12 protein-coding genes, 1 tRNA gene and 2 pseudogenes are annotated in these 23,003 nt (G+C 68.6%); 6 read left to right on the forward strand and 9 right to left on the reverse strand.

All coding sequences use genetic code 11. From position 1 onward, the window contains the following. Window positions 1-12: 12 nt before the first annotated feature. Together PWF70_RS09200 and PWF70_RS09205 are read right to left on the reverse strand one after the other, a co-directional pair. The gene (locus PWF70_RS09200; RefSeq protein ID WP_006357343.1) at window positions 13-789 is read right to left on the reverse strand and encodes an SIR2 family NAD-dependent protein deacylase; all 777 of its coding nucleotides are present in this window, start codon (window positions 787-789) and stop codon (window positions 13-15) included. Next, window positions 786-1,211 (reverse strand): HIT family protein, encoded by a 426-nt coding sequence (locus tag PWF70_RS09205; protein ID WP_006357344.1) that lies wholly within the window; start codon window positions 1,209-1,211, stop codon window positions 786-788. Before PWF70_RS09205 ends, PWF70_RS09200 begins: the two co-directional genes overlap by 4 nt. A 566-nt stretch (window positions 1,212-1,777) precedes the next feature. On the opposite strand from PWF70_RS09205, the gene PWF70_RS09210 reads away from it, so the two are divergent. Then, the gene (locus PWF70_RS09210) at window positions 1,778-11,020 is read left to right on the forward strand and encodes a type I polyketide synthase (protein ID WP_035750847.1); all 9,243 of its coding nucleotides are present in this window, start codon (window positions 1,778-1,780) and stop codon (window positions 11,018-11,020) included. A gap of 38 nt (window positions 11,021-11,058) precedes the next feature. Next, window positions 11,059-11,451 (forward strand): holo-ACP synthase AcpS, encoded by a 393-nt coding sequence (gene acpS / locus PWF70_RS09215; protein ID WP_006868104.1) that lies wholly within the window; start codon window positions 11,059-11,061, stop codon window positions 11,449-11,451. A 29-nt stretch (window positions 11,452-11,480) separates the two neighbouring features. Here the strand turns inward: acpS and PWF70_RS09220 are convergent, their stop codons facing one another. Both PWF70_RS09220 and bcp read right to left on the reverse strand, forming a co-directional pair. Further along, window positions 11,481-12,107, reverse strand: a complete 627-nt coding sequence (locus PWF70_RS09220) for a TetR/AcrR family transcriptional regulator (RefSeq protein ID WP_006357347.1) — start codon at window positions 12,105-12,107, stop codon at window positions 11,481-11,483. A gap of 12 nt (window positions 12,108-12,119) precedes the next feature. Next, window positions 12,120-12,611, reverse strand: coding sequence for a thioredoxin-dependent thiol peroxidase (gene bcp / locus PWF70_RS09225; protein WP_006357348.1), 492 nt, complete (start codon window positions 12,609-12,611; stop codon window positions 12,120-12,122). Between the two features lie 150 nt (window positions 12,612-12,761). Between bcp and PWF70_RS09230 the strand changes: the two genes are divergently transcribed. The 4 genes from PWF70_RS09230 to PWF70_RS09245 all read left to right on the forward strand — a co-directional run bounded on the left by PWF70_RS09230 (window position 12,762) and on the right by PWF70_RS09245 (window position 16,203). Further along, window positions 12,762-12,983 (forward strand): DUF3618 domain-containing protein, encoded by a 222-nt coding sequence (locus tag PWF70_RS09230; protein ID WP_006357349.1) that lies wholly within the window; start codon window positions 12,762-12,764, stop codon window positions 12,981-12,983. A gap of 143 nt (window positions 12,984-13,126) precedes the next feature. Continuing rightward, window positions 13,127-13,199 (forward strand) — tRNA-Lys (locus PWF70_RS09235). 256 nt (window positions 13,200-13,455) lie between these two features. After that, the gene (locus PWF70_RS09240; protein ID WP_006357350.1) at window positions 13,456-14,646 is read left to right on the forward strand and encodes a L,D-transpeptidase; all 1,191 of its coding nucleotides are present in this window, start codon (window positions 13,456-13,458) and stop codon (window positions 14,644-14,646) included. Between the two features lie 42 nt (window positions 14,647-14,688). Then, entirely contained in the window at window positions 14,689-16,203 is a 1,515-nt protein-coding gene (locus tag PWF70_RS09245; protein WP_006357351.1) for a DUF4185 domain-containing protein, read from the forward strand. A gap of 7 nt (window positions 16,204-16,210) precedes the next feature. Here the strand turns inward: PWF70_RS09245 and PWF70_RS09250 are convergent, their stop codons facing one another. The 5 genes and pseudogenes from PWF70_RS09250 to PWF70_RS09270 all read right to left on the reverse strand — a co-directional run bounded on the left by PWF70_RS09250 (window position 16,211) and on the right by PWF70_RS09270 (window position 22,732). Further along, window positions 16,211-18,244 carry a neutral/alkaline ceramidase gene (locus PWF70_RS09250; RefSeq protein ID WP_286352927.1) on the reverse strand — a complete coding sequence of 678 codons (2,034 nt, stop codon included), beginning with the start codon at window positions 18,242-18,244 and terminating at the stop codon, window positions 16,211-16,213. Window positions 18,245-18,258: 14 nt separating this feature from the next. Beyond that, the gene (locus PWF70_RS09255; RefSeq protein ID WP_006357353.1) at window positions 18,259-18,894 is read right to left on the reverse strand and encodes a TetR/AcrR family transcriptional regulator; all 636 of its coding nucleotides are present in this window, start codon (window positions 18,892-18,894) and stop codon (window positions 18,259-18,261) included. Window positions 18,895-18,927: 33 nt separating this feature from the next. Further along, complete coding sequence (locus PWF70_RS09260; protein WP_006357354.1) at window positions 18,928-20,391, reverse strand: flavin monoamine oxidase family protein; 1,464 nt, start codon at window positions 20,389-20,391, stop codon at window positions 18,928-18,930. A gap of 456 nt (window positions 20,392-20,847) precedes the next feature. Continuing rightward, window positions 20,848-21,019 (reverse strand): annotated as a pseudogene (locus tag PWF70_RS09265) (dicarboxylate/amino acid:cation symporter); the annotation flags it as partial. Between the two features lie 67 nt (window positions 21,020-21,086). Continuing rightward, a pseudogene (locus PWF70_RS09270) lies at window positions 21,087-22,732 on the reverse strand (DUF222 domain-containing protein). Window positions 22,733-23,003 lie beyond the last annotated feature (271 nt).

Raw genomic sequence — 23,003 nt, forward strand, 5'->3', positions numbered from 1 at the left:
GCGAGTGGACCGTCAGCCCAGCGCGCGGAGCAGAGCCGGTAGGCCCTCGGCGGCCGACACCCGCAGGCTGTGCGTGGCGAAGTCGGTCACCGACGACTCGGCAGGGTTGAACTCGATCACCGGAATGCCCTCGCGGACAGCGCGTTCGGGGAGTGATGCGGCCGGGTACACGATTCCGCTGGTGCCGACGACGATGACCACCTCGCTCGCGCGGAACGCCTGATCGGCCCGCTGCCAGTCGTCGGTCGGCAGCGACTCCCCGAACCAGACGACGCCGGGGCGGACGTCGCCGCCGCACCTCGGACAGGTCGGCGGAGTGACCCGGGGCTCCACGTGCTCGGTGTCCGGATCGGTTGCCGACGGCCGCGCATCCGGACCGTCGTACGGGGTGTGGCACACCGAGCAGCGCGGCGCGAAGAGACTGCCGTGGAGGTGGCTGACCACGTCGCTTCCGGCACGCTCGTGCAGGTCGTCGACGTTCTGGGTGACGACCATGACGGTGCGCGAGGCGCCGAGCTCGGCCAGTGCTCGGTGTCCGGTGTTCGGTTCGGCGGCGAGCACCTCGCGGGCTCGCCACCGGTACCAGCCCCAGACCAGTGCGGGGTCGCGTTCCCATGCCTCCGGGGTGGCGAGTTCGGCGGGATCGAATGTCTCCCACAGTCCGGTCTGCACGTCGCGGAAGGTCGCGATCCCGCTCTCGGCCGACACGCCGGCCCCGCTGAAGACGGTGATCCAGTCCGCGTCTCGGACGAGGTCGATCACGGCCTCGGGGATGGTCGGCCCGGTCATCCCGCGGCCTCGAGGGAGGCGCGCACCAGGTCGGCGGTCTCGTCGGGGTCCGGATCGCGACGCACGACCAGACCCTTGGCGAAACTGAGCTTGTCGCCTGCGTGGCGGGGCACGACGTGCAGATGGGTGTGGAAGACGGTCTGGAACGCGGCGCGGCCGTCGTTGAGGGCGAGGTTGACCCCGTCCGCGGACATCGGCCCGGCCTTCAGCGCCGATCCGACGCGTTGTCCGGCGGCGAAGAGGGCCGCCCCGAGTGTCGGGTCGAGGTCGTCGAGCCCGGATGAGTGGACTCGGGGGACGAGCAAGGTGTGCCCGCGGGTGACCGGTCGGATGTCGAGGAAGCCGACGACGTCGTCGTCGGAATAGACGATCCGGCCCGGAGCCGTGCCCGCGATGATGGCGCAGAAGATGCAACTGCTCATGGGGCGACTCTAGGGCACGGGCGGAGCGCGTCCGGGCACCGTGCGAACGCCGCGGACCCGCCGTCGGACCGGAAAGTGGTCCGCATCACATCACGGTTTCATAACGGTTGACCGAGCGCGCGTTCGGCGGCCGACATACCCTCGGGTACGTTGTCTGGCCAGCATGTTTTGCAACCCTTCGGATGGTTGTTGACATGGTCTTTCAAGTTACCCGCGGGGTTACTGATGGGTATACCGGCAGGTCACCCGGAAACATGAGGAATCCCTCACTTTCGTGTGTCATCATGGGTGTCACGTTCACGTCGTAAGCGACTCCTCCATGAGCCGGGGAGCGCCGATGTCCTTGTGTGGCAGGCGTGTTCATCAGTTGTACCAAGTAGTTCGAATCAGGCAGGGCTGCCGCTCTCGTTTCCGCCTGCGATGCCCCGGTGTCGTGGGCGACCCCCCGTTCTCACCGACGAGGAATCGCCGGCGCTCCCGCCTGCACCCAAGACACCCGCCGGCGCGCGCGCCGGCACCAAGACACTCCGCCGACCACCGAGACCGACCACCACAGAGGAGTACTCGTGACCGTCGACCAGTTCCGCACCGGCTCGCAGGGCGCCGCCAACGCAGAGCGCCCCACCACCACACTCATTGACCGGCTCGCCCAGGGCGAGCCCTACGCGATCAGTTTCGGCGGTCAGGGTGGCGCGTGGCTGCCGACGCTGGCCGAACTGGTCGTCGACGCCGACCTCGAACACCGCATCGGCGGGATCGTAGAGGCCGCAGAACGGCTCGTCGCACCCGTCGCCGACGACCTCGTCGTCGCGCGCGCCGACGGCTTCCACCCCCTCGCGTGGGTCCACGCGCACGACGCGGGCGAAGAGGTGCCCACCGAGGCCGCTCTCGCCGACTTCACCCTCTCGGGTCCCGGGGTCCTGCTGACCCAGCTGGCCGCCATCGAGGCGTTACGCAAGCAGGGTCTCGACACCGCGAGCATCCCGCCCAGCGCCGTCATCGGACACTCGCAGGGCTCGCTGGCCACCGACGCGGTCGGAGCCGAGGGGAACGCCGCGGAAGCCGGAGAGGGCCTGCTGCTCGCCGTCGCCCACCTCATCGGTGCCGCTGGTTCGCTCATCGCGCGTCGCCGCGGCCTCGGGGTCACCACCGACGGCACGCCGATGCTGGCGGTCAACAACGTCACCCCGGCACGCGTCGACGAGGTCCTCGCCCAGTACCGCGCGACCCTGCCAGAGAGCGACCTGGCCACCGCGCCCGTCGTCTCGATCAAGAACAGCCGCAACGCACTCGTGCTCTCCGGCGCCCCGCGTCACCTCGCCGGTTTCGTCGCGCTCTGCGAGCGGATCGCCGCCGCCGAAGCCGACGAGCGCAAGCGCAAGCTGACCGGCGGCGCACCGTTCGCCCCGAAGTTCGACCACCTGCAGGTGTCGGTCGCCTTCCACCACCCGAACATGGCCGAGGCCGTCGAACTCGTCGGCGCTTGGGCCGACCGCTGCGGCATCGACCGTGAGCTCGCCACCCGTCACGCCCACGACATCCTCGTCGCACACGTCGACTGGGTCTCCTCGGTCGACGAGGTCGTCGCCGGCGGTGCCAAGTGGATCCTCGACTTCGGTCCGGGCGACATCGCCACCCGTCTCACCTCATCGCTCGTCCGCGGCCAGGGTGTCGGCCTCGTCCCCGCCGCCCTGCGCGTCGGACAGCGCAACCTCTTCAGCCCGGGCGGGGTGCCCGAGGTCGCCACCCCGTGGTCCCAGTTCGCCCCGACCCTCGTCGAGCTGCCCGACGGCCGGACCGTCGTCGAGACCGCGTTCACGCGTCTCACCGGACGTTCGCCGATGCTGCTCGCGGGCATGACCCCGACCACCGTCGACCCGGCGATCGTCGCCGCCGCGGCCAACGCCGGCCACTGGGCCGAGCTCGCCGGTGGAGGCCAGGTCACCGAGGACATCTTCGCCCGCAACATCGCCACTCTCACCGACCTGCTCGAGCCGGGTCGCGAGGCGCAGTTCAACGCGCTGTTCCTCGACCCGTACCTGTGGAAGCTGCAGCTCGGTGGCAAACGCCTCGTGCAGAAGGCCCGTGCCCAGGGCGCGCCGCTCGACGGCGTGATCGTCTCCGCCGGCATCCCCGAACTCGAGGACGCGGTCGCCCTCGTCGACGAGTTCGTCGAGGCCGGACTCCGCTTCGTCGCCTTCAAGCCGGGCACCGTGGAGCAGATCCGTTCGGTTGTGCGGATCGCCAACGAGGTCCCGCACCATCCGGTCATCGTCCAGATCGAGGGCGGCCGCGCCGGTGGCCACCACTCGTGGGAGGACCTCGACGACCTGCTGCTCGCCACCTACGGCGAACTCCGCGCCCGACCCAACGTGGTCATCTGCGTCGGCGGCGGCGTCGGTACCCCGGAGCGTGCCAGCGAATACCTGACCGGCGTCTGGTCGAGCGGCTACGGCTATCCGCTGATGCCGCTCGACGGCATCCTCATCGGCACCGCGGCGATGGCCGCCAAGGAGGCCACCACCACTCCCGAGGTCAAGCAGCTCCTCGTCGACACCGTCGGTATCGACGAGTGGATCGGTGCAGGCCACGCGACCGCCGGAATGGCTTCGGGCCGTTCGCAGCTCGGCGCCGACATCCACGAGGTCGACAACACCGCGTCCCGCTGCGGCCGTCTGCTGGACGAGGTCGCCGGTGACGCCGAGGCCGTCGCCGCACGCCGCGACGAGATCATCGCGGCGATGGCGGACACCGCCAAGCCGTACTTCGGCGACGTCGCCGAGATGACCTACCGCGAATGGCTCGACCGCTACGCCACCCTCGCGGTCGGCGACGCCAACGGCGATCAGCACCCGTGGGCCGACATCACCTGGCAGCAGCGCTTCGTCGAGATGCTGCAGCGCACCGAGGCCCGCATGCACCCGCAGGACTCGGGTCCCATCCCGACGATGTTCGCCGAGCTGTCGTCCACCGACGACCCGCACGCCGCGATCGACGCGCTGGGCAGCGTCTACCGCGAGATCGACACCGACGTCCTGCATCCCGCGGACGTCGCGTTCTTCTTGGAGCAGTGCCGCACCCCGGGCAAGCCGGTCAACTTCGTGCCGGTCATCGACAAGGACGTGCGCCGCTGGTGGCGCAGTGACTCGCTGTGGCAGGCCCACGACACGCGCTACGGCGCCGACGCCGTGTGCGTCATCCCCGGTCCGGTCGCCGTTGCCGGCATCACCCGCGTCGACGAGCCGGTCGGCGAGTTGCTGGACCGCTTCGAGGCGCAGGTCGTCACCGACCTGCTGACCGCAGGTGTGCGTTCGGTGGAGGTTGCCTCGCGACACCGTGCCGGACTGGTCGAGGACGCCGGCGTCCTGACTGCTGTTCTGGAATCCGACGACGTCAGCTGGGCGGGACGGATCGTCCCGAGCCCGGTCGCCCTCCTCGGTGATCGCGCCGCCTGGTCGATCGTCGCCCCCGAGCGTGCCGAGCACGAGCCCACGGGCGCCGTCATCGAGCAGGCCGGTACCGAGAACGGCGTCGTCCGTTTCGATCTCGTCGTCCCGATCTCCGGTGCGGCCGTGCGCATCCCGCTGCTCGCCGGTCTCGGCGTGCGCGACGGCGGATCGCCGGTCGTCGGACTCGACGAGGCAGCCGGCGCGATGACCGAGATCCTCACGGTCGCCGCGGGCGGCGAACTCGCCGAGGTGACCGACGGCACCGCGACCACCACCATCACCTGGCAGCCCGACTCGGTGGCCGACCATGCATCGGTGACCGGCTTCTCCCTGCCCGCGCACCTGCGTCCGACCACCCCGACCGAGCCCTTCGGCTTCGCCGTCCCCGACACCCTGGTCGGCGCCTGCTGGCCCAGCGTGTTCAGCGTGATAGGTGCCGCCCGCACCGAGACCGGCGCACCGGTCGTCGAGGGTCTGCTCGACCTGGTCCACCTCGACCATGCGATCGCTCTCACCGGTGAGATCCCCACGGAGACCGCCGAACTGACGGTGACCGCCCGTGCCGGCGCGGTCCGCGACTCCGACGTGGGCCGTGTCGTCGAGGTCTCGGTGGAGATCGCCGGGACTGCCGGCCCGATCGCCACCCTCGACGAGCGCTTCGCCATCCGCGGACGCCTCGGTGCCGCCGAGCTCACCGACCCGCTCCGCGCGGGCGGTGCCCCGAAGGCCGAGCAGTCGGCCACCCGCAAGCTGCTCCGTTCGGCCACCATCACCGCGCCGAACCGCATGCACGGCTTCGCCGTCGTCTCCGGTGACCGCAATCCGATCCACACCGACGCCTCGGCAGCCAAGCTGGCCGGACTCGGCGACCCGATCGTGCACGGCATGTGGCTGTCGGCTGCCGCGCAGCAGGTCGTCACCGCGACCGACTCGAAGAACCCGACCCCGTCGCCGCGACCGCTGATCGGCTGGACTGCACGCTATCTGGGGATGGTCCGCCTCGGCGACACCATCACCGTGCGCGTCGACCGTGTCGGCCTCGACAACGGCCGTGAGGTCGTCGAGGTCAGCGCCAAGGTCGGCGACAACCTCGTCATGAGCGCCACCGGCCTCCTGGCCGCGCCGCGCACCGTCTACGCCTTCCCGGGGCAGGGCATCCAGAGCAAGGGCATGGGCCTCGACGCCCGGTCGCGGTCCAAGGCAGCCCGTGAGATCTGGGATCGCGCCGACAAGCACACGCGCAAGGCGCTCGGCTTCTCGATCCTGGCCGTCGTGCGGGACAACCCGACGACCCTGGTCGCCAACGGCACCACCTACAACCATCCCGACGGCGTGCTGTACCTGACGCAGTTCACCCAGGTCGCGATGGCGACCCTCGGTGTCGCGCAGATCGCCGAACTCAAGGAGGCCGGCGGCTTCGTCGAGGGCGCCATCACCTGTGGTCACTCCGTCGGCGAGTACAACGCTCTCGCCGCCTGCGCCGGCGTCCTGCCGCTCGAGGCGGTCCTCGAGGTCGTGTTCCAGCGCGGCGAGGCCATGCACCATCTCGTTCCGCGAGATGAGCAGGGCCGCAGCGACTATCGCATGGCCGCGATCCGGCCGAGCCAGTTCGGTCTCGCCGACGCCGATGTGACCGGCTTCGTCTCCGGCCTGGGTGCGGAGATCGGTGAGTTCCTCGAGGTCGTCAACCTCAACCTGCTCGGCTCGCAGTACGCGATCGCCGGCACGGTCCGGGGCCTGGAGCACCTCGAGGCCGAGATCGACCGTCGCCGTGCCGAGTTCGGTGGCAAGCGGGCGTTCATCCTCATCCCGGGTATCGACGTCCCGTTCCACTCCAGCGTCCTGCGCGCCGGTGTGCCGGAGTTCCGCGGCAAGCTCGAGGAGCTGCTGCCCGCCGACATCGACATCGACATCCTGATCGGCCGCTACATTCCGAACCTGGTGCCGCGCCTGTTCAACCTCGGACGCGATTTCGTCGAGGAGATCGCGGCGCTCGTGCCGTCCGATCCGCTGAACGAGGTCCTCGCCGACTGGGACAACTGGACCGCCAAGCCCACCGAGCTGGCCCGCGTTCTCCTGATCGAGCTCCTCGCCTGGCAGTTCGCGAGCCCGGTGCGCTGGATCGAGACCCAGGACCTGCTGTTCAGCGGTCCGGAGCGCGATGGTCTCGCCGTGCAGCGTTTCGTCGAGATCGGTCTGAAGGGTGCGCCGACCCTGACGGGTCTGGCCAACAACACCCTCAAGCTCGACGACTACGCCTCGGCCACCACCGAGGTGGTGAACGTCGAACGCGACTCCGACGTGATCCTGGCCAAGGATGCCGGTCACGAGCCGGAAGAGGACGAGATCGACGCTCCCGCAGAGTCGGCCGCCGCTCCGGCGGACGCTGCCCCCGCGGCGGCGGCACCGGCTCCGGCCGCTCCCGCCGGCGGCCCGCGTCCCGACGACATCACGTTCACCCCGTCGGATGCGGTGAAGTCCGTGATCGCCCTGTGGACCAAGATGCGCGTCGACCAGATCGGTGCGGCCGACACCATCGAGGCGCTGTGCGACGGTGTGTCCTCACGCCGCAACCAGCTCCTGCTCGACATCGGCGGCGAGCTCGGACTCGGCGCCATCGACGGTGCGGCCGAGGCCGACATGGTCGCGCTGTCGTCGACCGTCGAGACACTCGCCCGCGGTTACCGGCCGCTGGGTGCGGTGCTCACCGACGCGGTCAGCGACCAGGTCCGCAAGGTCCTCGGCCCGCTGGGCAAGCGCCAGAACTACATCACCGACCGCGTCAGCAGCGTGTGGCAGCTCGGCCCCGGCTGGGGACTGCACACGACCGTGGCACTCGCACTGGGCACGCGGGACGGGGCCTCGGTCCGCGGTGAGGCACTGGGCAACCTGCTCGACGGCCCGGTCGCCAACGCCGACGCGCTCGACGCGTTGATCGACAAGGCGGTCACCGCCGTGGGTGCCGAGAAGGGCATCGCGGTGGGCAAGCCCGCCGCCGAATCCGGCGGTGGGGCAACGGTCGACGCGGCTGCTCTCGGCGAGTTCACCGAGCAGATCACCGGCCGGTCGGGTGCGCTCGCCTCGGCGGCGTACACGGTGCTGGAGAAGCTGGGACTCGCCGAGGTCGCCGACCTCGCCGAGGCCGCGGCCGATCCCAACGCCGAGCTGGCCGAGCTGGTCAGTGCCGAACTCGGATCAGACTGGGCGCGCACTGTCGCGCCGGCGTTCGACGACGCCAAGGTCGTGCTCATCGACGACCGGTGGGCAACCGCCCGTGAGGATCTCGTCCGTCTCTGGTTGGCCGACGAGCAGGAGCTCGACGCCGACTTCGAGAAGGTCGTCGGCGGGTTCGCCGGAGCCGGCGACACCGTCGCCGAACACGCCACCTGGTGGCAGGGCAAGGCCCTCGCGAACGGGAACGCCGTGCACGGCCGCGTCTTCGGTGCCATCGCGCACGCCGCCGAGAACCCCGAGAAGGGGATCTACAGCCGCGAGATCGCCGTCGTCACCGGCGCCAGCAAGGGCTCGATCGCCGCAGGTGTGGTGGCCGGCCTCCTCGCCGGCGGTGCGACCGTCATCGCGACCACCTCGCGACTGAACTCCGAGCGTCTCGCCTTCTACAAGAAGCTCTATCGCGAGAACGCCCGCACCGGTGCCGCGCTGTGGATCGCCCCGGCGAACATGGCGTCGTACACCGACGTCGACGACCTGGTCGAGTGGGTGGCCGCGGAGCAGACCGAGAACCTCGGCGGCACGATCGCGGTGGTGAAGCCGGCCATGAAGCCGACGATGCTGTTCCCGTTCGCCGCTCCGCGGGTGGCCGGTGACCTCACCGACGCCGGCGCTCGCGCCGAGCTGGAGATGAAGGTCCTGCTGTGGTCGGTCGAGCGGCTGATCGCCGGGCTGGCGGAGGTCCACTCCGACCACGACATCGCGGCCCGCCTCCACGTGGTGCTGCCGGGTTCCCCGAACCGCGGCATGTTCGGTGGCGACGGCGCCTACGGCGAGAGCAAGGCCGCCCTCGACGCGCTCGTGACCCGCTGGTCGGCCGAGGAGTCGTGGGGCTCGAAGACCACGCTGGCCCACGCCCTCATCGGCTGGGTGCGCGGCACCGGGCTGATGGGCCACAACGACGGCATGGTCGACGCGGTCGAGGCTGCGGGTGTCCGCACCTGGAGCACCGAGGAGATGGCCGCCAACCTGCTGACGCTGTGCACCCCCGAGCAGCGTGAGTCCGCGGCCACCGCTCCGGTCCTGGCCGACTTCACCGGCGGGCTCGACGCCTCGACCGACCTCAAGGCGCTCGCGGCCACCGCCGCAGCGGCTGCCGAGGCCGGCGAGGATGCCGACGAGGCATCGGCGACGACCACCGTCGCCGCACTCCCGGCGCCCGCCCGCGCTCCGCGCAGCATGCGTCCGGAATGGCCGACGATCGACGCGCGTCCCGAGGACCTGGTGGTCATCGTGGGTGCCGGCGAGCTCGGGCCGTACGGTTCGGCGCGTACCCGCTTCGAAATGGAGGTCGACGAGAAGCTATCGGCGGCAGGCGTTCTCGAGCTGGCCTGGAACACCGGTCTGATCCACTGGGATTCGGCTCCGAAGCCGGGCTGGTATGACACCGAGTCCGGTGATCCGGTGCCGGAGAGTGAGATCGCCGAGCGCTACCACGACGAGGTCGTGTCGCGGTGCGGCATTCGTCGCTACGCCGACGACGGCGCGATGGTCGACAACACCTCGCCGCTGCTCACCTCGGTGTTCCTCGACGAGGACCTGACCTTCACGGTCAACTCCGAGGCCGAGGCCCGTGCGTTCGCGAGTGCCAACCCCGAGAAGACGCGGGTCACGCAGAATCCCGACGGCGACTGGCAGGTCACGCGCCTGGCCGGCACGGAGATCCGTGTGCCGCGCAAGTTCTCGCTGACCCGTACCGTCGGCGGCCAGATCCCGACCGGCTTCGACCCGACCCGCTGGGGCGTCAGCCCCGACATGGTCGAGGCGATCGACCGGGTGGCCCTGTGGAACCTGGTCGCGACCGTCGATGCGTTCCTGTCGTCCGGCTTCACGCCGAGCGAGCTGATGCGTTGGGTACACCCCGGCCTCGTCGCCAACACCCAGGGCACCGGTATGGGTGGCATGGCCTCGATGCGGGACCTTTACATCAACACCCTGCTCGGTGAGGCCAACGCCAACGACATCCTGCAGGAGGCCCTGCCGAACATCGTTGCCGCGCACGTCGTCCAGTCGTACGTGGGCTCCTACGGCGCGATGATCCACCCGGTCGCGGCCTGCGCCACGGCAGCGGTGTCGGTCGAGGAGGGCGTCGACAAGATCCGTCTCGGCAAGGCGCTGTTCGCGGTGGCCGGCGGCTTCGACGACCTCGGCATCGAGGGCATCGTCGGCTTCGGTGCGATGTCGGCGACCGCCGACTCGGCGAAGATGACCGCACGCGGCATCGACGACCGCCGGTTCTCGCGGGCCAACGACCGCCGACGCGGCGGGTTCGTCGAGTCGGCCGGTGGTGGCACGATCCTGCTCGCCCGCGGCGACGTGGCGGCGCAGATGGGTCTGCCGGTCCTCGGTGTGGTGGCGTGGGCGCAGAGCTTCGGCGACGGCGTGCACACCTCGATCCCGGCTCCGGGACTCGGTGCCCTGGGTGCAGCCCGCGGTGCGCTGTCCTCGCCGCTGGCCAACGCCCTGAACTCGCTCGGTGTCACCGCCGACGACGTCGCGCTGGTGTCCAAGCACGACACGTCGACGAAGGCCAACGACCCCAACGAGTCCGAGCTGCACGAGCGCCTCGCCGAGGCGATCGGACGCAACACCGGCGCCCCGCTGTTCGTGGTGTCGCAGAAGTCGCTCACCGGCCACGCCAAGGGCGGTGCCGCGGCCTTCCAGCTGATCGGCCTGTGCCAGATGCTCCGCGACGGGGTCATCCCGCCGAACCGCAGCCTCGACTGCGTCGACGAGAAGATGAAGGAGTACCCGCACCTGGTGTGGCCGCGCGAGACGCTGCAGCTGGGGGAGCGGTTCCCGCTCAAGGCCGGTCTGCTGACCAGCCTCGGCTTCGGTCACGTGTCCGGGCTCATCGCGGTCGTCCACCCGGAGGCCTTCATCGCCTCCCTGGCACCCGAGGAGCGGGAGACCTACCGGAAGCGGGCTGATGAGCGTGCGCGCCTGGGCAGCCAGCGCTTCCTGCAGTCGATCTGCGGGGGCGAGCCGGCCTACCAGCGGCCGCCGAACCGCCGCTTCGACGAGTCGGTCGACGAGCACGACGCCGAGGCGGGCATGCTCCTCGACCCGTCGGTGCGCCTCGACGCGGCGGACGTGTACGGGTCCGGTCCGGTTCCGGAAACCCGGTGACGGCAGCGGATTCGAGCAGTGAGGCGAAGCCGGAAGAGATGAGCGTTCTCGGAGTGGGGATCGACATCGTGTCGATCCCGGAGTTCGCCGAGCAGCTCCGGCAGCCGGGAACGACGTTCGCCGACCGGTTCACGGTCGGCGAACGGCGGGACTCGGCTGCCGGAACCGGCGACGACGCACGGCATCTCGCCGCGCGCTGGGCGGCGAAGGAAGCCGTCGTGAAAGCCTGGTCGGTGAGCCGGTTCTCGCGGTCCCCGTTGCTGCCGCTGATCCGGCACAGCGACATCGAGGTCGTCACCGACAACTGGGGCAGGCCGGCGATCCGGCTGTCCGGCGAGATCGGCAATCACCTGCGCGACACCGTCGTCCACGTGTCCCTGACGCACGACGGGGACACCGCGGCGGCGGTAGCGATCCTCGAGGGCAGATAGGCCCCACACCCTCAGGGCCGCCACGACCCTCAGACCGTCGTCGACTCCTCGAGCAGCAGATAGCCCGCGAGCATCCGCTTGAGTTCGGCGACGGTCTCGTCGTGGTCGTGGCCGTCCTGCACCGAGAAACTGAGCAACGAGTACGCCGTGTGCACCAGCACCTGCGACATCATCTCGCGACGTTCACGCTGAGAAGGCGTGAGCGGTGCGATGATCCGTGCGACCTGTTCTGCGAGCACGCGTTCGTTCTCCGACGCGGTCGCACGCGTGGCGGGCGTCGACTGCACCGCCAGCCACACCGCACGCCGTGACGGGTCGGTGCGCCACAGTGCCGCGAGATGGTCGAGGAACTTCTCGAGCAGGCTGGGCCACTCGAGCGACGGCACCTCGGTGGCGAACGCGGTCAGCTCCTCGCGGACGTCGACGGTGTCCTGCCGGTCGAGTTCGCAGACGATGACGTATTTGTTCGCGAAGTACTGGTACAGCGTCCCGATCGGGACCTCGGCGCGCGCCGCGATCTCCTCACACGTCAGCGATTCGAAACCGACGTCGATCAGCAGTTCGCGGGCCGCCTCGAGCATCGCCTGGAACTTGCGTTTGCTTCGTTCCTGCGTGGGCCGCTTGCGCGGCATCAGCGGTTCGGCGGACTCGGTCATCGGAGGTGGATCTCAGACGGACAGGTCGCGGCGCAGCTTGGCCACGTGTCCGGTGGCGCGGACGTTGTACTGCGCGAGCGCGATGGTGCCGTCGGTGTCGACGAGAAACGTGGAGCGGATGACGCCGGTGACGGTCTTGCCGTACATCTTCTTCTCGCCGAAGGCGCCCCACTCGGTGAGCACCTTCTTCTCGGGGTCGCTCAGCAGGGGGAAGGTCAGCCCTTCCTTCTCGACGAACTTGGCCAGCTTGGCCGGCTTGTCCGGGGAGATGCCGAGCACCGTCAGGCCGGCGTCGTTCAGCTCGGCGAGATTGTCGCGAAAATCACACGCCTGCTTGGTGCAGCCGGGCGTCGACGCCGCCGGGTAGAAGTAGACGATGACCTTCCGTCCGGCATAGTCGGACAACGACACCGGATTCTCGTTCGCGTCGGGCAGGGTGAACGCGGGTGCGCGATCACCGACGGACAAACGCTGTGCCTCCACCGGGGGAGTGACCTCTGCCATGACAGTCAGGCTAGTGCATGGTCACATGCCGCGACGGGAGGATGTCGTAGCATCGAACCGCCGCCGTCCGGCGGCGATCTGGACAGTCAATGACAACGCGTGAGCAGTGACGACGCGTAACTAGAGCGAGAAGCGCCGGAAGGATGCAACGTGGCCGGAGACACCGAACGTATCGAGCAGGAGATCGCCAAGGCCCGTGAGGACCTTGCCAGCACGCTCGACGCGCTCGCCGAACGTGCCAACCCGCAGCGCCTCGCCGACGACGCCAAATCCAAGGCTCTGGCGACGCTGCAGAAGCCCGCGGTCATGTACTCCATCGCCGGCGTGGGGGCACTCGTGCTCGTGCTCGTGGTCCGCAAGATCACCAGCTGACCCACGCCGCTGCCGGCACCCCGGGAAGCGACGGCCTCAAACCCGCGCAAACCCGCTCCGACCAGGCGATTTCACAACTGGGGATGGTGTCATGTAATGTTCCTTCTCGCCGCCGGGAGGTACTCCGGAGGCGAAAAAGGCAAGCGCCATTAGCTCAATTGGCAGAGCAGCTGACTCTTAATCAGCGGGTTCGGGGTTCGAGTCCCTGATGGCGCACAGAGTTTCACAAGACGCCTCGCAGCAATTGCGAGGCGTCTTGTGGCATATCAGGGTTTGTGACGCAGTGGCCTGCGGAGGTCGGTGTCGCGGGCGGTGCGCAGGACACGCCGCCGAACGGACGACACACAGCGGAGCTCACAGACCGGGTTCTCGTACACTGGTGCGAGATTCGGGGAGGCATTCGGCCGACCGGTCATCAGAGTCGGGCGTGACAGGCGGGAGAGAGATGGGGATCGGTCGTTCTTCACGACGGATGCCACTGATCATCAGTGGTGTGTTGCTTGCGATCATCGCACTCGTGACATCGTGCTCACAGGAGGCGGCGTACTCCGACAACGTCACCAGTTCGAGCCTCTTCGACGATCTGCTCAAGCCCGCCGTCGACATCACCGAACTCAACGATCAGCCGCTGAGTGACAACACGGTCGGCGTCCAGCCGGGTGCACCCATCAAGGTCACCACGAGCGAGGGCACGCTCAGCCGGGTTCTCATCACCAAGTCGGACGGGACCCCGCTCAAGGGCACCTTCACCGACAACGACACCGTCTGGGTCAGCAACGAGGCGCTCGGCTACAACCGCACCTACACGCTGGAGACCGACGCGGTCGGCATCGGCGGCGCGGTCACCAAGAAGGTCACCTTCACGACCAGCAGCCCCAACAACCTGACGCAGGCCTACCTGACCCCCAACCCGGGTGAGACCGTCGGCGTCGGACAGCCGATCGCGGTGAAGTTCGACGAGCCGATCCCGAACCGTCGAGCCGCGCAGAAGGCGATCCGGGTCATCACCGATCCGCCGGTCGAGGGCGCGTTCTACTGGATCAGCGACAGCGAGGTCCGGTGGCGTCCCAAGGAGTACTGGAAGCCCGGCACCAAGGTGCGGGTCGCCGTCAACACCTATGGCATCGACCTCGGTGACGGCCTGTACGGCCAGGAGAACGTCCGCACCAACTTCACGGTCGGCCGCCGGATGGTGATCACCGCCGACGACAACACCAAGCAGGTCGTGTTCGAGCGCGACGGCCAGGTCATCAAGAGCATGCCGACGTCGATGGGCAAGCCGGGCGACGAGACCGACAACGGCATCTACCTGATCGCCGACAAGCACGACCACATCATCATGGACTCGTCGACGTACGGCGTCCCGATCAACTCGTCCAACGGTTACCGCACCCCCGTCGACTACGCGACGCGGATGTCCTACAGCGGCATCTTCTTCCACTCGGCGCCCTGGTCGGTGTGGGCCCAAGGCAACACCAACACGAGCCACGGCTGCCTCAACCTCAGCCCGGAGAACGCGCTCTGGGTCATGAACAACACGCTGCGCGGCGACCCGGTGGTCGTCAAGAACACCACGGGCGGCACGCTCTCCGGCACCGACGGCCTCGGTGACTGGAACATCCCGTGGTCGGAGTGGCGCAAGGGCAACGCGGACAACTCCTGACCCATGAACAGTCCATCCGAGAGCCGCACACACGGTTCTCGTATGGGCTCTTTCCGGATCGGCAGGCTGCGATGGTTCGTCCCGGTCTGCGCGATCGTGGTCGCCGGAACCGCGCTCGGGGGCTCCGCCGCGGTTGTGCACGCAGCACCGTCGGACGTGTTGCCGAGTTCGGGGTGTGAGGCGGATCTGCCGCCGAAACCGAAGAAGGGTCCGGTCGACCCGCGTGACCTGATCCCGCGGCTGCCCGACCGGTTCAGCATCCCGCTGCCGTACCCGCGGATCCTGCCGGTGCCCGAACCGGCTCCGGAGAAGCCGGTGGTCCGCATCCCGTCGGAGAAGCCGCCGAAGGACCCGTGCTCGGACCCGTGCCCGGACATCACCGACCCACCCAAGCCGAAACCCGACGCCGGCGGTCCCGCGTTGAGCATCGAGTTCCCGAAGATCACCTTCGATCCGGCGCCCAAGAACATCCCTGTTCCGGTGCCCAACCCGAACCCGCCGGAGCTTCCTCCGCCACCTGCGGCCGTCGCCCCGGGTGTCGACGCCGGACCGGTCGCATCCAAGCCGACGCGTCCGCGGGTGTCGGGCGTCGAACTCGTCAGCACGCTCACCGGTAAGGGTTCGACGAGCCGTACCGACAAGCGCTGGCAGATCCACGGCACCGACCTCGGGATCATGTGGGAGTCCGCACCGGGGAAGGTCGCGGTCGTCTTCGGCGACACCGTCGGCAAGGGTTTCCGCCCGCCGGGTGCCAACGGGCGGGACTGGCGGTCCAACGTGCTCGGGTTCTCGAGCGATGCGAAGCTGTCCGACGGGATGAGTATCGACACGATGATCCAGGACAGCCGATGCCACGCCGCGGAACTGCTCAGCGCGCGACGCATCGACCACTACGAGATCACCGTCATCCCGACCTCGGGTTTCGCGATCGGCGACCGCCAGTTCATGACCTATATGTCGGTGCGGACCTGGGGCAAGATTCCCGGCACGTGGCTGACCAACCACGGCGGGCTGGCGTACTCGGACGACGGCGGGTCGACGTGGACCAAGGACCCGTACGCCCGATGGGACAACATCTTCGGCGTCAGCCAGTTCCAGGTGTCGTCGATGGCTCCCCAGGGCGAGTACGTGTACATGTTCGGCACGCCCAACTCGCGGATCGGTTCGGTCGGCCTCGCGCGAGTCCACCGCGACCACGTACTGAACAAGACCGCCTACCAGTACTGGCGAGACGGTCGCTGGGTCCCCGCACGCGACGGCAACGTCGCGTCGGTGATCTTCGCCGGACCGGCCGGCGAGGTGTCGGCCCGTTACGACGAGAAGTCGAAGCGGTGGCAGCTGACCTACCTCGACGCCCTCCGCGGCGGGATCATGCTGCGCAAGGCCCGCGAACCCCAAGGGCTCTGGTCCGAACCCGCAGAACTGGTCCATTCGTCGAGGTACGACCAGCTCTACGGCGGCTTCATGCACCCGTGGTCGAGCGGGGAGGACCTGTACTTCACCATGTCGACCTGGACCGACTACAACGTCGCACTGATGCAGGCGCGCGTCCGCTGACGGACGCTCAGCGGACCTCGAATGTCCGCGACATCCCGCTGATCTGCCGGATCCTGCCGCTGCCGTCGCGGCTGTTGCCGTCGTACTTGATCCGGTACGTCCCCGACGCCCCGGCGGGCGGTCGCCAGGTGATCGTGATGCGCGAGGTGTCGGTGCTGCCGGGCGGGCGTGCCCAGCGGAACTCGGTCGACCAGTCGTTGTCGTCGGCGACCGTCGTCCACGAATCACCTTCGCGGCGCTGGACCTCCAGATACGTTCCGCCATGCCGGAAGTCGTTGTTGGGGTGCGCGCCGACGAAGTCGACGGTGATGGGCTGCCCCGGACGGTACGACCCGCCCGGCTGGCGGAGGACGTCGCCGTAGGCGTGCCCCGGGATGGGGCGGTCGGCGGGGACCGGCGGTAGCAGATCGGGCTGGAAGCCGGACTTGTCGACGGGCGCCGGACCGCGCCCCAGGCTGCGGCCCGATGCCATCGCGGCGGCGAGCTTCGCGAACTCCTGCATGTACGCGGGCAATGTGTAGCGGCCGTACTGGGTTTCGCCACCCTCGTACTGCTGGAGGTCGTACTCCTCCGGGGTGGTGACGTACTGGGTGTAGGAGTTCGCGTAACCCTGGATGAGCACGTTGTCGATGTCGACGCGCAGTTCGTCGGCGACGACCTGACGAAGTCGGAGTCCCGCGACGACGGTCACCTCGGCCGGCACCGCGACGAGCACCAGTTCCCCGATCCGCATGATCTGCAACGGGACCACCGACGGAATCCAGCCCGACGGCGGCATGAGTCCGAGAGGGAAGAGAATCAGCTTGGGCGCCTGCATGTCCCGCATCCACGGGGCGATCGGCGGCTTCTTGTCGCCGCCGAGAGCGGCCACGAGGGGATTGGTCATGCCCTCGACGAGGAGGGGGAGCGGCTGCTCGTAGTTGTCCTCGCTGCTGGTCGCCGCTGCGGCGGCACCCATCATCGCCGGCGTCGTCGACGCCGGTTTCCCGTCGGGCGTGTAGGTTCCGGCGACCCGCACCGCGGACATGTCGACGTAGCGCGTGATCGAGTCGACGCCGCCGCGGGTCATCGGGCGGGTGGCCTCGAAGGCGCGCCGTCCGGCGACGTACTGGCGTTCACCGATGAGTTCGCAGTTGCGCTTGTTGTCGGTCGTCGGGCCGCTCGGTGTGAACCACTCGAGGGAGAGGTTGGGCGTCATGTCGCCCGAGTTCGTCTGCGGGAAGGCGGCGACGAAGCCCGGCTGGGTGCGCTCCCACAGGTAGCTGGCGTACCCCTTGTTGTCGCCGGCGATCAGCACGTTGTGATCGGCCAGCGAGGTGCCGTGGGTCGAGAACCAGGTGATGGCCCCGACGTCCCTCCCGCTCGCGTGCCGAAGCCGCAGCACGGTGACCTGCGGGTCGATCGCGTTGGGGAACAACTTCTTCTCCGACGCCGGGTTGGCGTCGAAGGCGACCCTGGACCGGTTCGCGCTGGCGTTGTGCAGTTCCTCGCGACCGATGGTGATCGTGCCGGGCGCCAGGTTGTCGTGCGCGCGGACGATGGCGGCGAACATGCCGTCGACCTCGGCGTCGTACGAGTTCTTCTTGAATCCGAAAGCGGCGAGCGAATATGCGTAGTCCCAGGCGGTCCCGCCGCAGGAGGCATGCGAGTGCTGCGCGTTCAGGTTGACGTTCGCCTCGGTGTAGAGCGAACCGAAACGCTTGCTCAGCTTCTCCATCAGCCCCATGTGGTGTGACTCGAAGAGGCAGGCGATGTCGGCGGTCAGGAAGACCACGCGCTTGCCGGTGGCCTGGTCGACGATGATGTAGGCGCGCGCCCAGCATCGCTGGAGGAGGCCGGCCGCGACCTGCTCCGGATTGGAGTAGCCCATCATGCCCTGTCCGGCAACGGCACCCGTGACGTCACCGATACCGCAGCCGACGAGGTAGTTCGTCGAGTCGGAGGGGGCGGCCGGGGCCCGACCGGCCGTGCTCAGCGCCAGACCGCCGCCCGCAACGGTCACCGCCGCACCGGCGATCAGTTGTCTCCGTGTCACGTCCACGTGGTGTGTCCCCTTCAAGCTTTCTCCTGGGTGGTCTCTGGGTTGTCGGCGATGTGCGTCGACAGGTTGGCGACCACGGCGTCTGCGATGAGGTCGCAGATCGCGCGGTCGCGGATGTTCAGGAAAGACAGAGTGATTCCGTCAGTGGCGGCGAGGACGAGCGGTGCGAGATCGGCGGAGGCGCGGTCCCAGGCGGTACCGGTGGCCGCGGCGACACCGTCGAGCGCGTCTGCGATCGCCTCGTAGTACCGGAGGTACATCTGTGCGCCGAGGTCGCTGAGTCCGTCGGTCTGCCTGGCGTATTGGTTCAGCGAGATCATGGCCTGCTCGCGGTCGGGATCGGCCTGTACCCCGTCGATGTAGGCGGAGAGCGCGCTCTGCAGGATCGCCACCACGCCGGCCCGGCCCGGCGAGATGTCCTGGGCGCCCTCGCCGAGCGCGGCGCCCACCGCGGTCAACTCCTTCTCGGTTCCGCGTTCGACGAGTGCCTCGAGGAGTTCGTCGCGGGTGGCGAACACGTAGTGGAAGGTCGACAGCGTGACGCCGGCCTCCGCGCAGATCGCGCGCGTGGTCGCGCCGTCGACCCCGCGTCGTGCGATCACCCGGAATGCGGACTCCAGCAGCAGTTCTCGCCGTTCCTCGACAGGCATCCTCATGGTCGGCGCACCTTCACGTCAGCTCGGTCACCGGAGATCACCGAGGATCTCCCGTGCCGCACGACGCCCCGAGCGGACCGCTCCGTCCATGTATCCCGTCCAGTAGTCCGAGGTCTCCGTGCCGGCCCAGTGGATGGGGCCGACGGGCTCGCGGAGTGCGGTGCCGTATTTGGTGAGGGTGCCCGGTCGGCTCACCGCGACCGGCCCACCGCGCGACCAGGGTTCGAGATCCCACTTGAACACGCCGTAGTCGATGAAGTCGGCGGCCTCGGGACCGAAGTACTCGACGAAGTTGGCGATGCACTCCTTGACCAGGGTGGATTCGGGAGCGTGATCGAGGCGGCGCATGGCGTCGGCGGAGATGAAGCCCATCAGGATGTGGTTGCCCTCGGCGTAGCTCTCGAAGGTCACGTCGATGGGGCGTCCAGCGCCGTAGGCCTGTCCCGACAGACCTTTGTCGCGCCAGAACGGCCGCTTGTAGAGCGCCGCGAACTTGCTGACCGCACCCATGCGGTAGCCGCGGTGGATGCCGGTGCGTGCGGCGGGAAGTCCTGGGCGGTAGTCGATCTGGCCGGCGATGGCGGGGGACATGGCGACGATGACGCGGCGCGCGCGATGGGTGCCGGCGTCGCCGGCGACGGTCGCGATGCCGTCGGTGTAGGAGATCGACCGGACGGGCGCGTTGTAGACCATGTTCGCCGAGAGCTCGCGGGCCATCCGAAGCGGGATGAGGGCGGCGCCGCCTTCGAACAGTCGCTCCTGCGCGCCGTCGTCGGTGCTCAGGAGTCGGATGAGGGTTCCCGGGTTCTGCTCGTCGCCGGATGCCGCGATGTAGTTGAGGTAGTAGAGCGCGGAGACTTCGTCGGGACGGACCGACAGCGGTGCCGACATCGCTATCTGCACGAGGTCGCGCGCGGTCTGGGTGTCGGCGATCTGGTGGGTGTACTGCCCCCAGGTGATCGAGTCCAGGTAGGCGGCGTTCGGGTGCTTCCACGGCTGGCCGACGGGGAAGCCCGCCAGCGCGTCGGCCTGGGCCCGGACCAGCGCGGCACCCGCTTGGCCGAGGTCGGCCACTGCGGGAATCGGCAGAGCGGCAGGTACCCGCGTCGTCCCGGTGCGGCTGACGAAGATGCTGTCGCCGGCGTTGTAGGTCCGCAGCGTCCGGACGTCGTACTCACGGGCGAGGCCGGCGATGTGACCCTGTGTGGGCCCGATGAATTCGGCTCCGGCGTCGAGCGTGGCGCCCAGCTTGGGTGAGGAGATGTTGTGGACGCGCCCGCCCGCACGGTCTCGGGCCTCGAGCACGGTCACCGACGCGCCGGCAGCCTTGAGTGCCCTGGCAGCCGCGAGCCCGGACAGTCCTCCGCCGACGACGATGACGTCGACGATCCCCGTCGGCGCAGCCGACACCCGCCCCGACCCGACCAGCGACGCGCCTGCTGCCGCCAGCGTTCCGCCCAGGAAGTGTCTGCGTGAGAGGTGTGTACCCATGTGATCCCCCGATCTCGTGGTGATGGCGAGGCTATCGACCACATGTTCAGGTCAGATGACCTGAAGTATCGAGAGAGTAACAGGAGAGTGTGAGGCGCAACACCCCGATCAACGCACAATCGCCACCTCCGGCGCACAAGCGCTGGCTGTGACCAGCGCTCATGCGCCAGAAGTGGCGATCGTGTCGAAGTTGTGCGCGTGTCGAAGTGGTGCGCGCGACGTTGACCTGCGGCGCGCACTCTCGATGCGGCCGCAGAGGAGGGGCCGGCGATCAGTCCTTGTTGCCGGGGATGCCGACGATGAACCCGACCCCGATGATGATGCAGGAGATCAGCGCGACGACGAACATGACCCAATATGCTGGCATGTCCGTGACGCTACTGCGGAAAAACAACGCCCGCAGCCGGTTCGGGATCATTGAGGTCCAAGTACCCGCAGGTCGTGGGGCCTAGGCATGAGGTCGAGCGACGTGGCGAGGAAGGGTCGCGACCACCGGGAAACCGCCGGGCACGGTGATGGTGCCCATGTTCAGCAGGATCGCGAGGGCCATGCCGAGGGCGATGTCGCCGACGGTGAGCTCCACTCGGCCCGCCTGCGCGAGGAACATCACGACGATCATGTAGTTGAGGTCCGGATTTCGTCGCAGGTGAGGCGGTTGAACCTTATGATGTTGTGCCCGCATTCCGGACACAACGTCATACGGATGCGAGGGTCGGGTAGGCGGCGGCGAGGAGCAGCGAGGCGAGGGTGGCTTCGGCGTCGGTGGCGTTGCGGAGGTCGATGACCTCGCGCAGGTGAAGGCGCGTTTCAGCGCCGGACTCCTCGTCGGGTCCGTGGATCTCGGTGCGCACCTTGTTGAGTTGTTCGGCGAATCGGCGGGGGATGTCGGGTCGCCGGTTGATGTGTTCGGGGTTGGGTGGGGCGCCGGGTTCGGCGTTCAACCGCCAGGCGCAGCGACCTTCGTCGGGGCCTTCACGGACCATGCGGGTGGTGAACTGACCTACCTGCTCGCCGACCATGCGATTGTGTTTCGGGCACGCCGGTGCGAGGTCGGTGATGTCGGTGAGTCCACCGAGACCCCAATCCAGTTGCGCGTGGTGCATTTCCACGTGCGCGGCGGATATGCCGCAGTCGGGGGTGGAACAGACCTCGCCGTCGGGTCGGGCGAAGGACACGAGACGTTGTTCACGGGTGGCCAACCTCTTGCCGCGTCCGAAGTACAGCGGGACGGCGGTGGCGTCTTTGAACACCGCCAGCCAGGGCTGGGTGTCGGCGGCCAGGTTGACGAGGTCGGTGATCGGGATCAGGGTGCCGGTCGCGGTGGTGGCGAACCCGGCTTCGCGTCGTAGGTCGTTGAGATCGGCTTTGATGATCAGCTGGATGGGTAACCCGCGGTGGCTCTTACCCAGGAGTCCGTCGTCGAACACGGCTTTCAGGAGTGCGTTGAGGGCGTCGTGGTTGAGCTGGGCGGGGTGCGGTCGTCGCGTGCGGCTGCGGCTTCGACCGCCTCGGGGTCGGCGTCCTCGATGGAACCGTGGGGGGAGTCGGGGTCGTCGGGGTTGTTCATGCCGGGTTTGGCCCAGACGGCGAGCAGCATGGTGATGCGGGCGAGGAGTTCGGGGGTGAGGTTGGCGGTCATCTGGGCGGTGCCGTCGGCGCGTTGCCGGTTGACCGACAGATTGCGTCGACGTTTGCGGTCGGTGTCGTCGGTCAGTGTGCCGTCGGGGTCGAGGTGGGCCAGCAGTCGTGCACCGAGGGCGGTGATGTCGGCGGGGGTGTGGTCGACGGCGATCTCGGCCATCTGTCGTTCGGCGGCGACCTTTACGTCGTGGTCGACGGCGTGTGGGATCTGGTCGAGGACGTCGAGTACTGCCCGGACGTGGGAGGTGCTGACCTTGCCGTCGGCCAATGCCTCTGCCAGAGCGGGGCGTTCGGGTTCGAGTGGTTCGCCGGTCGGGCTGAGGTGGGTGGCGGTCGCGTGGCGTTGTTTGGTGCGGCGCATGGGGTCGGCCACGCGTAGGCGGTGGGTCATGAACTGGGTGATGCTGCGGTGGCCGGTCTTGTGGGGTAGGTCGCGGTCGGCGATCTCGATGATCTGTCGGTCGCCGGCGAAAGTGAGTCGGGCGATGGCCTGTTCGGTTCCGGCGGCGACGTCGATGAGTTCGGCATCGGAGCACTGCGCCAGATCGACGGCCTGGAGTTCGGCGGTGATCCGATGCAGTTCCTGCACGAGTTCGGAGGGGCGGGTCGACGGCCCGACGTCGGTCTGCGAGATTTCGGTCAAGACGGTCACCCCCGATGCCGTGTTTGAATGTATGTTCGACTGTACTCGCAATCCCATTGCCGCGCAACGACTATCGAAACCCGCACGATCGCGGGAATTGTCGGTGGCGTCTGGTAATGGGCGGCGAGATGACCACCGAGCCGGACCGTCCGGCTCGCGAGGGCTCCGGCGCATCGTGACGCCAGGCGGCGCGACTGGGCTTCCGAATCACACTGAGTCAAACTGGCGGAGGAGGGGATCTCGGCGAACCTGATCCACCTGTACCCGGCAGATCAGGAGGCGCCACTCAACTCGGGGGAGATCGACGCGGCGGCGCTGCCGGGCGTCA

It is taken from the genome of Gordonia sp. Swx-4 (assembly GCF_030316175.1).
In the GTDB taxonomy this organism is placed as follows: Bacteria; Actinomycetota; Actinomycetes; order Mycobacteriales; family Mycobacteriaceae; genus Gordonia; species Gordonia alkanivorans.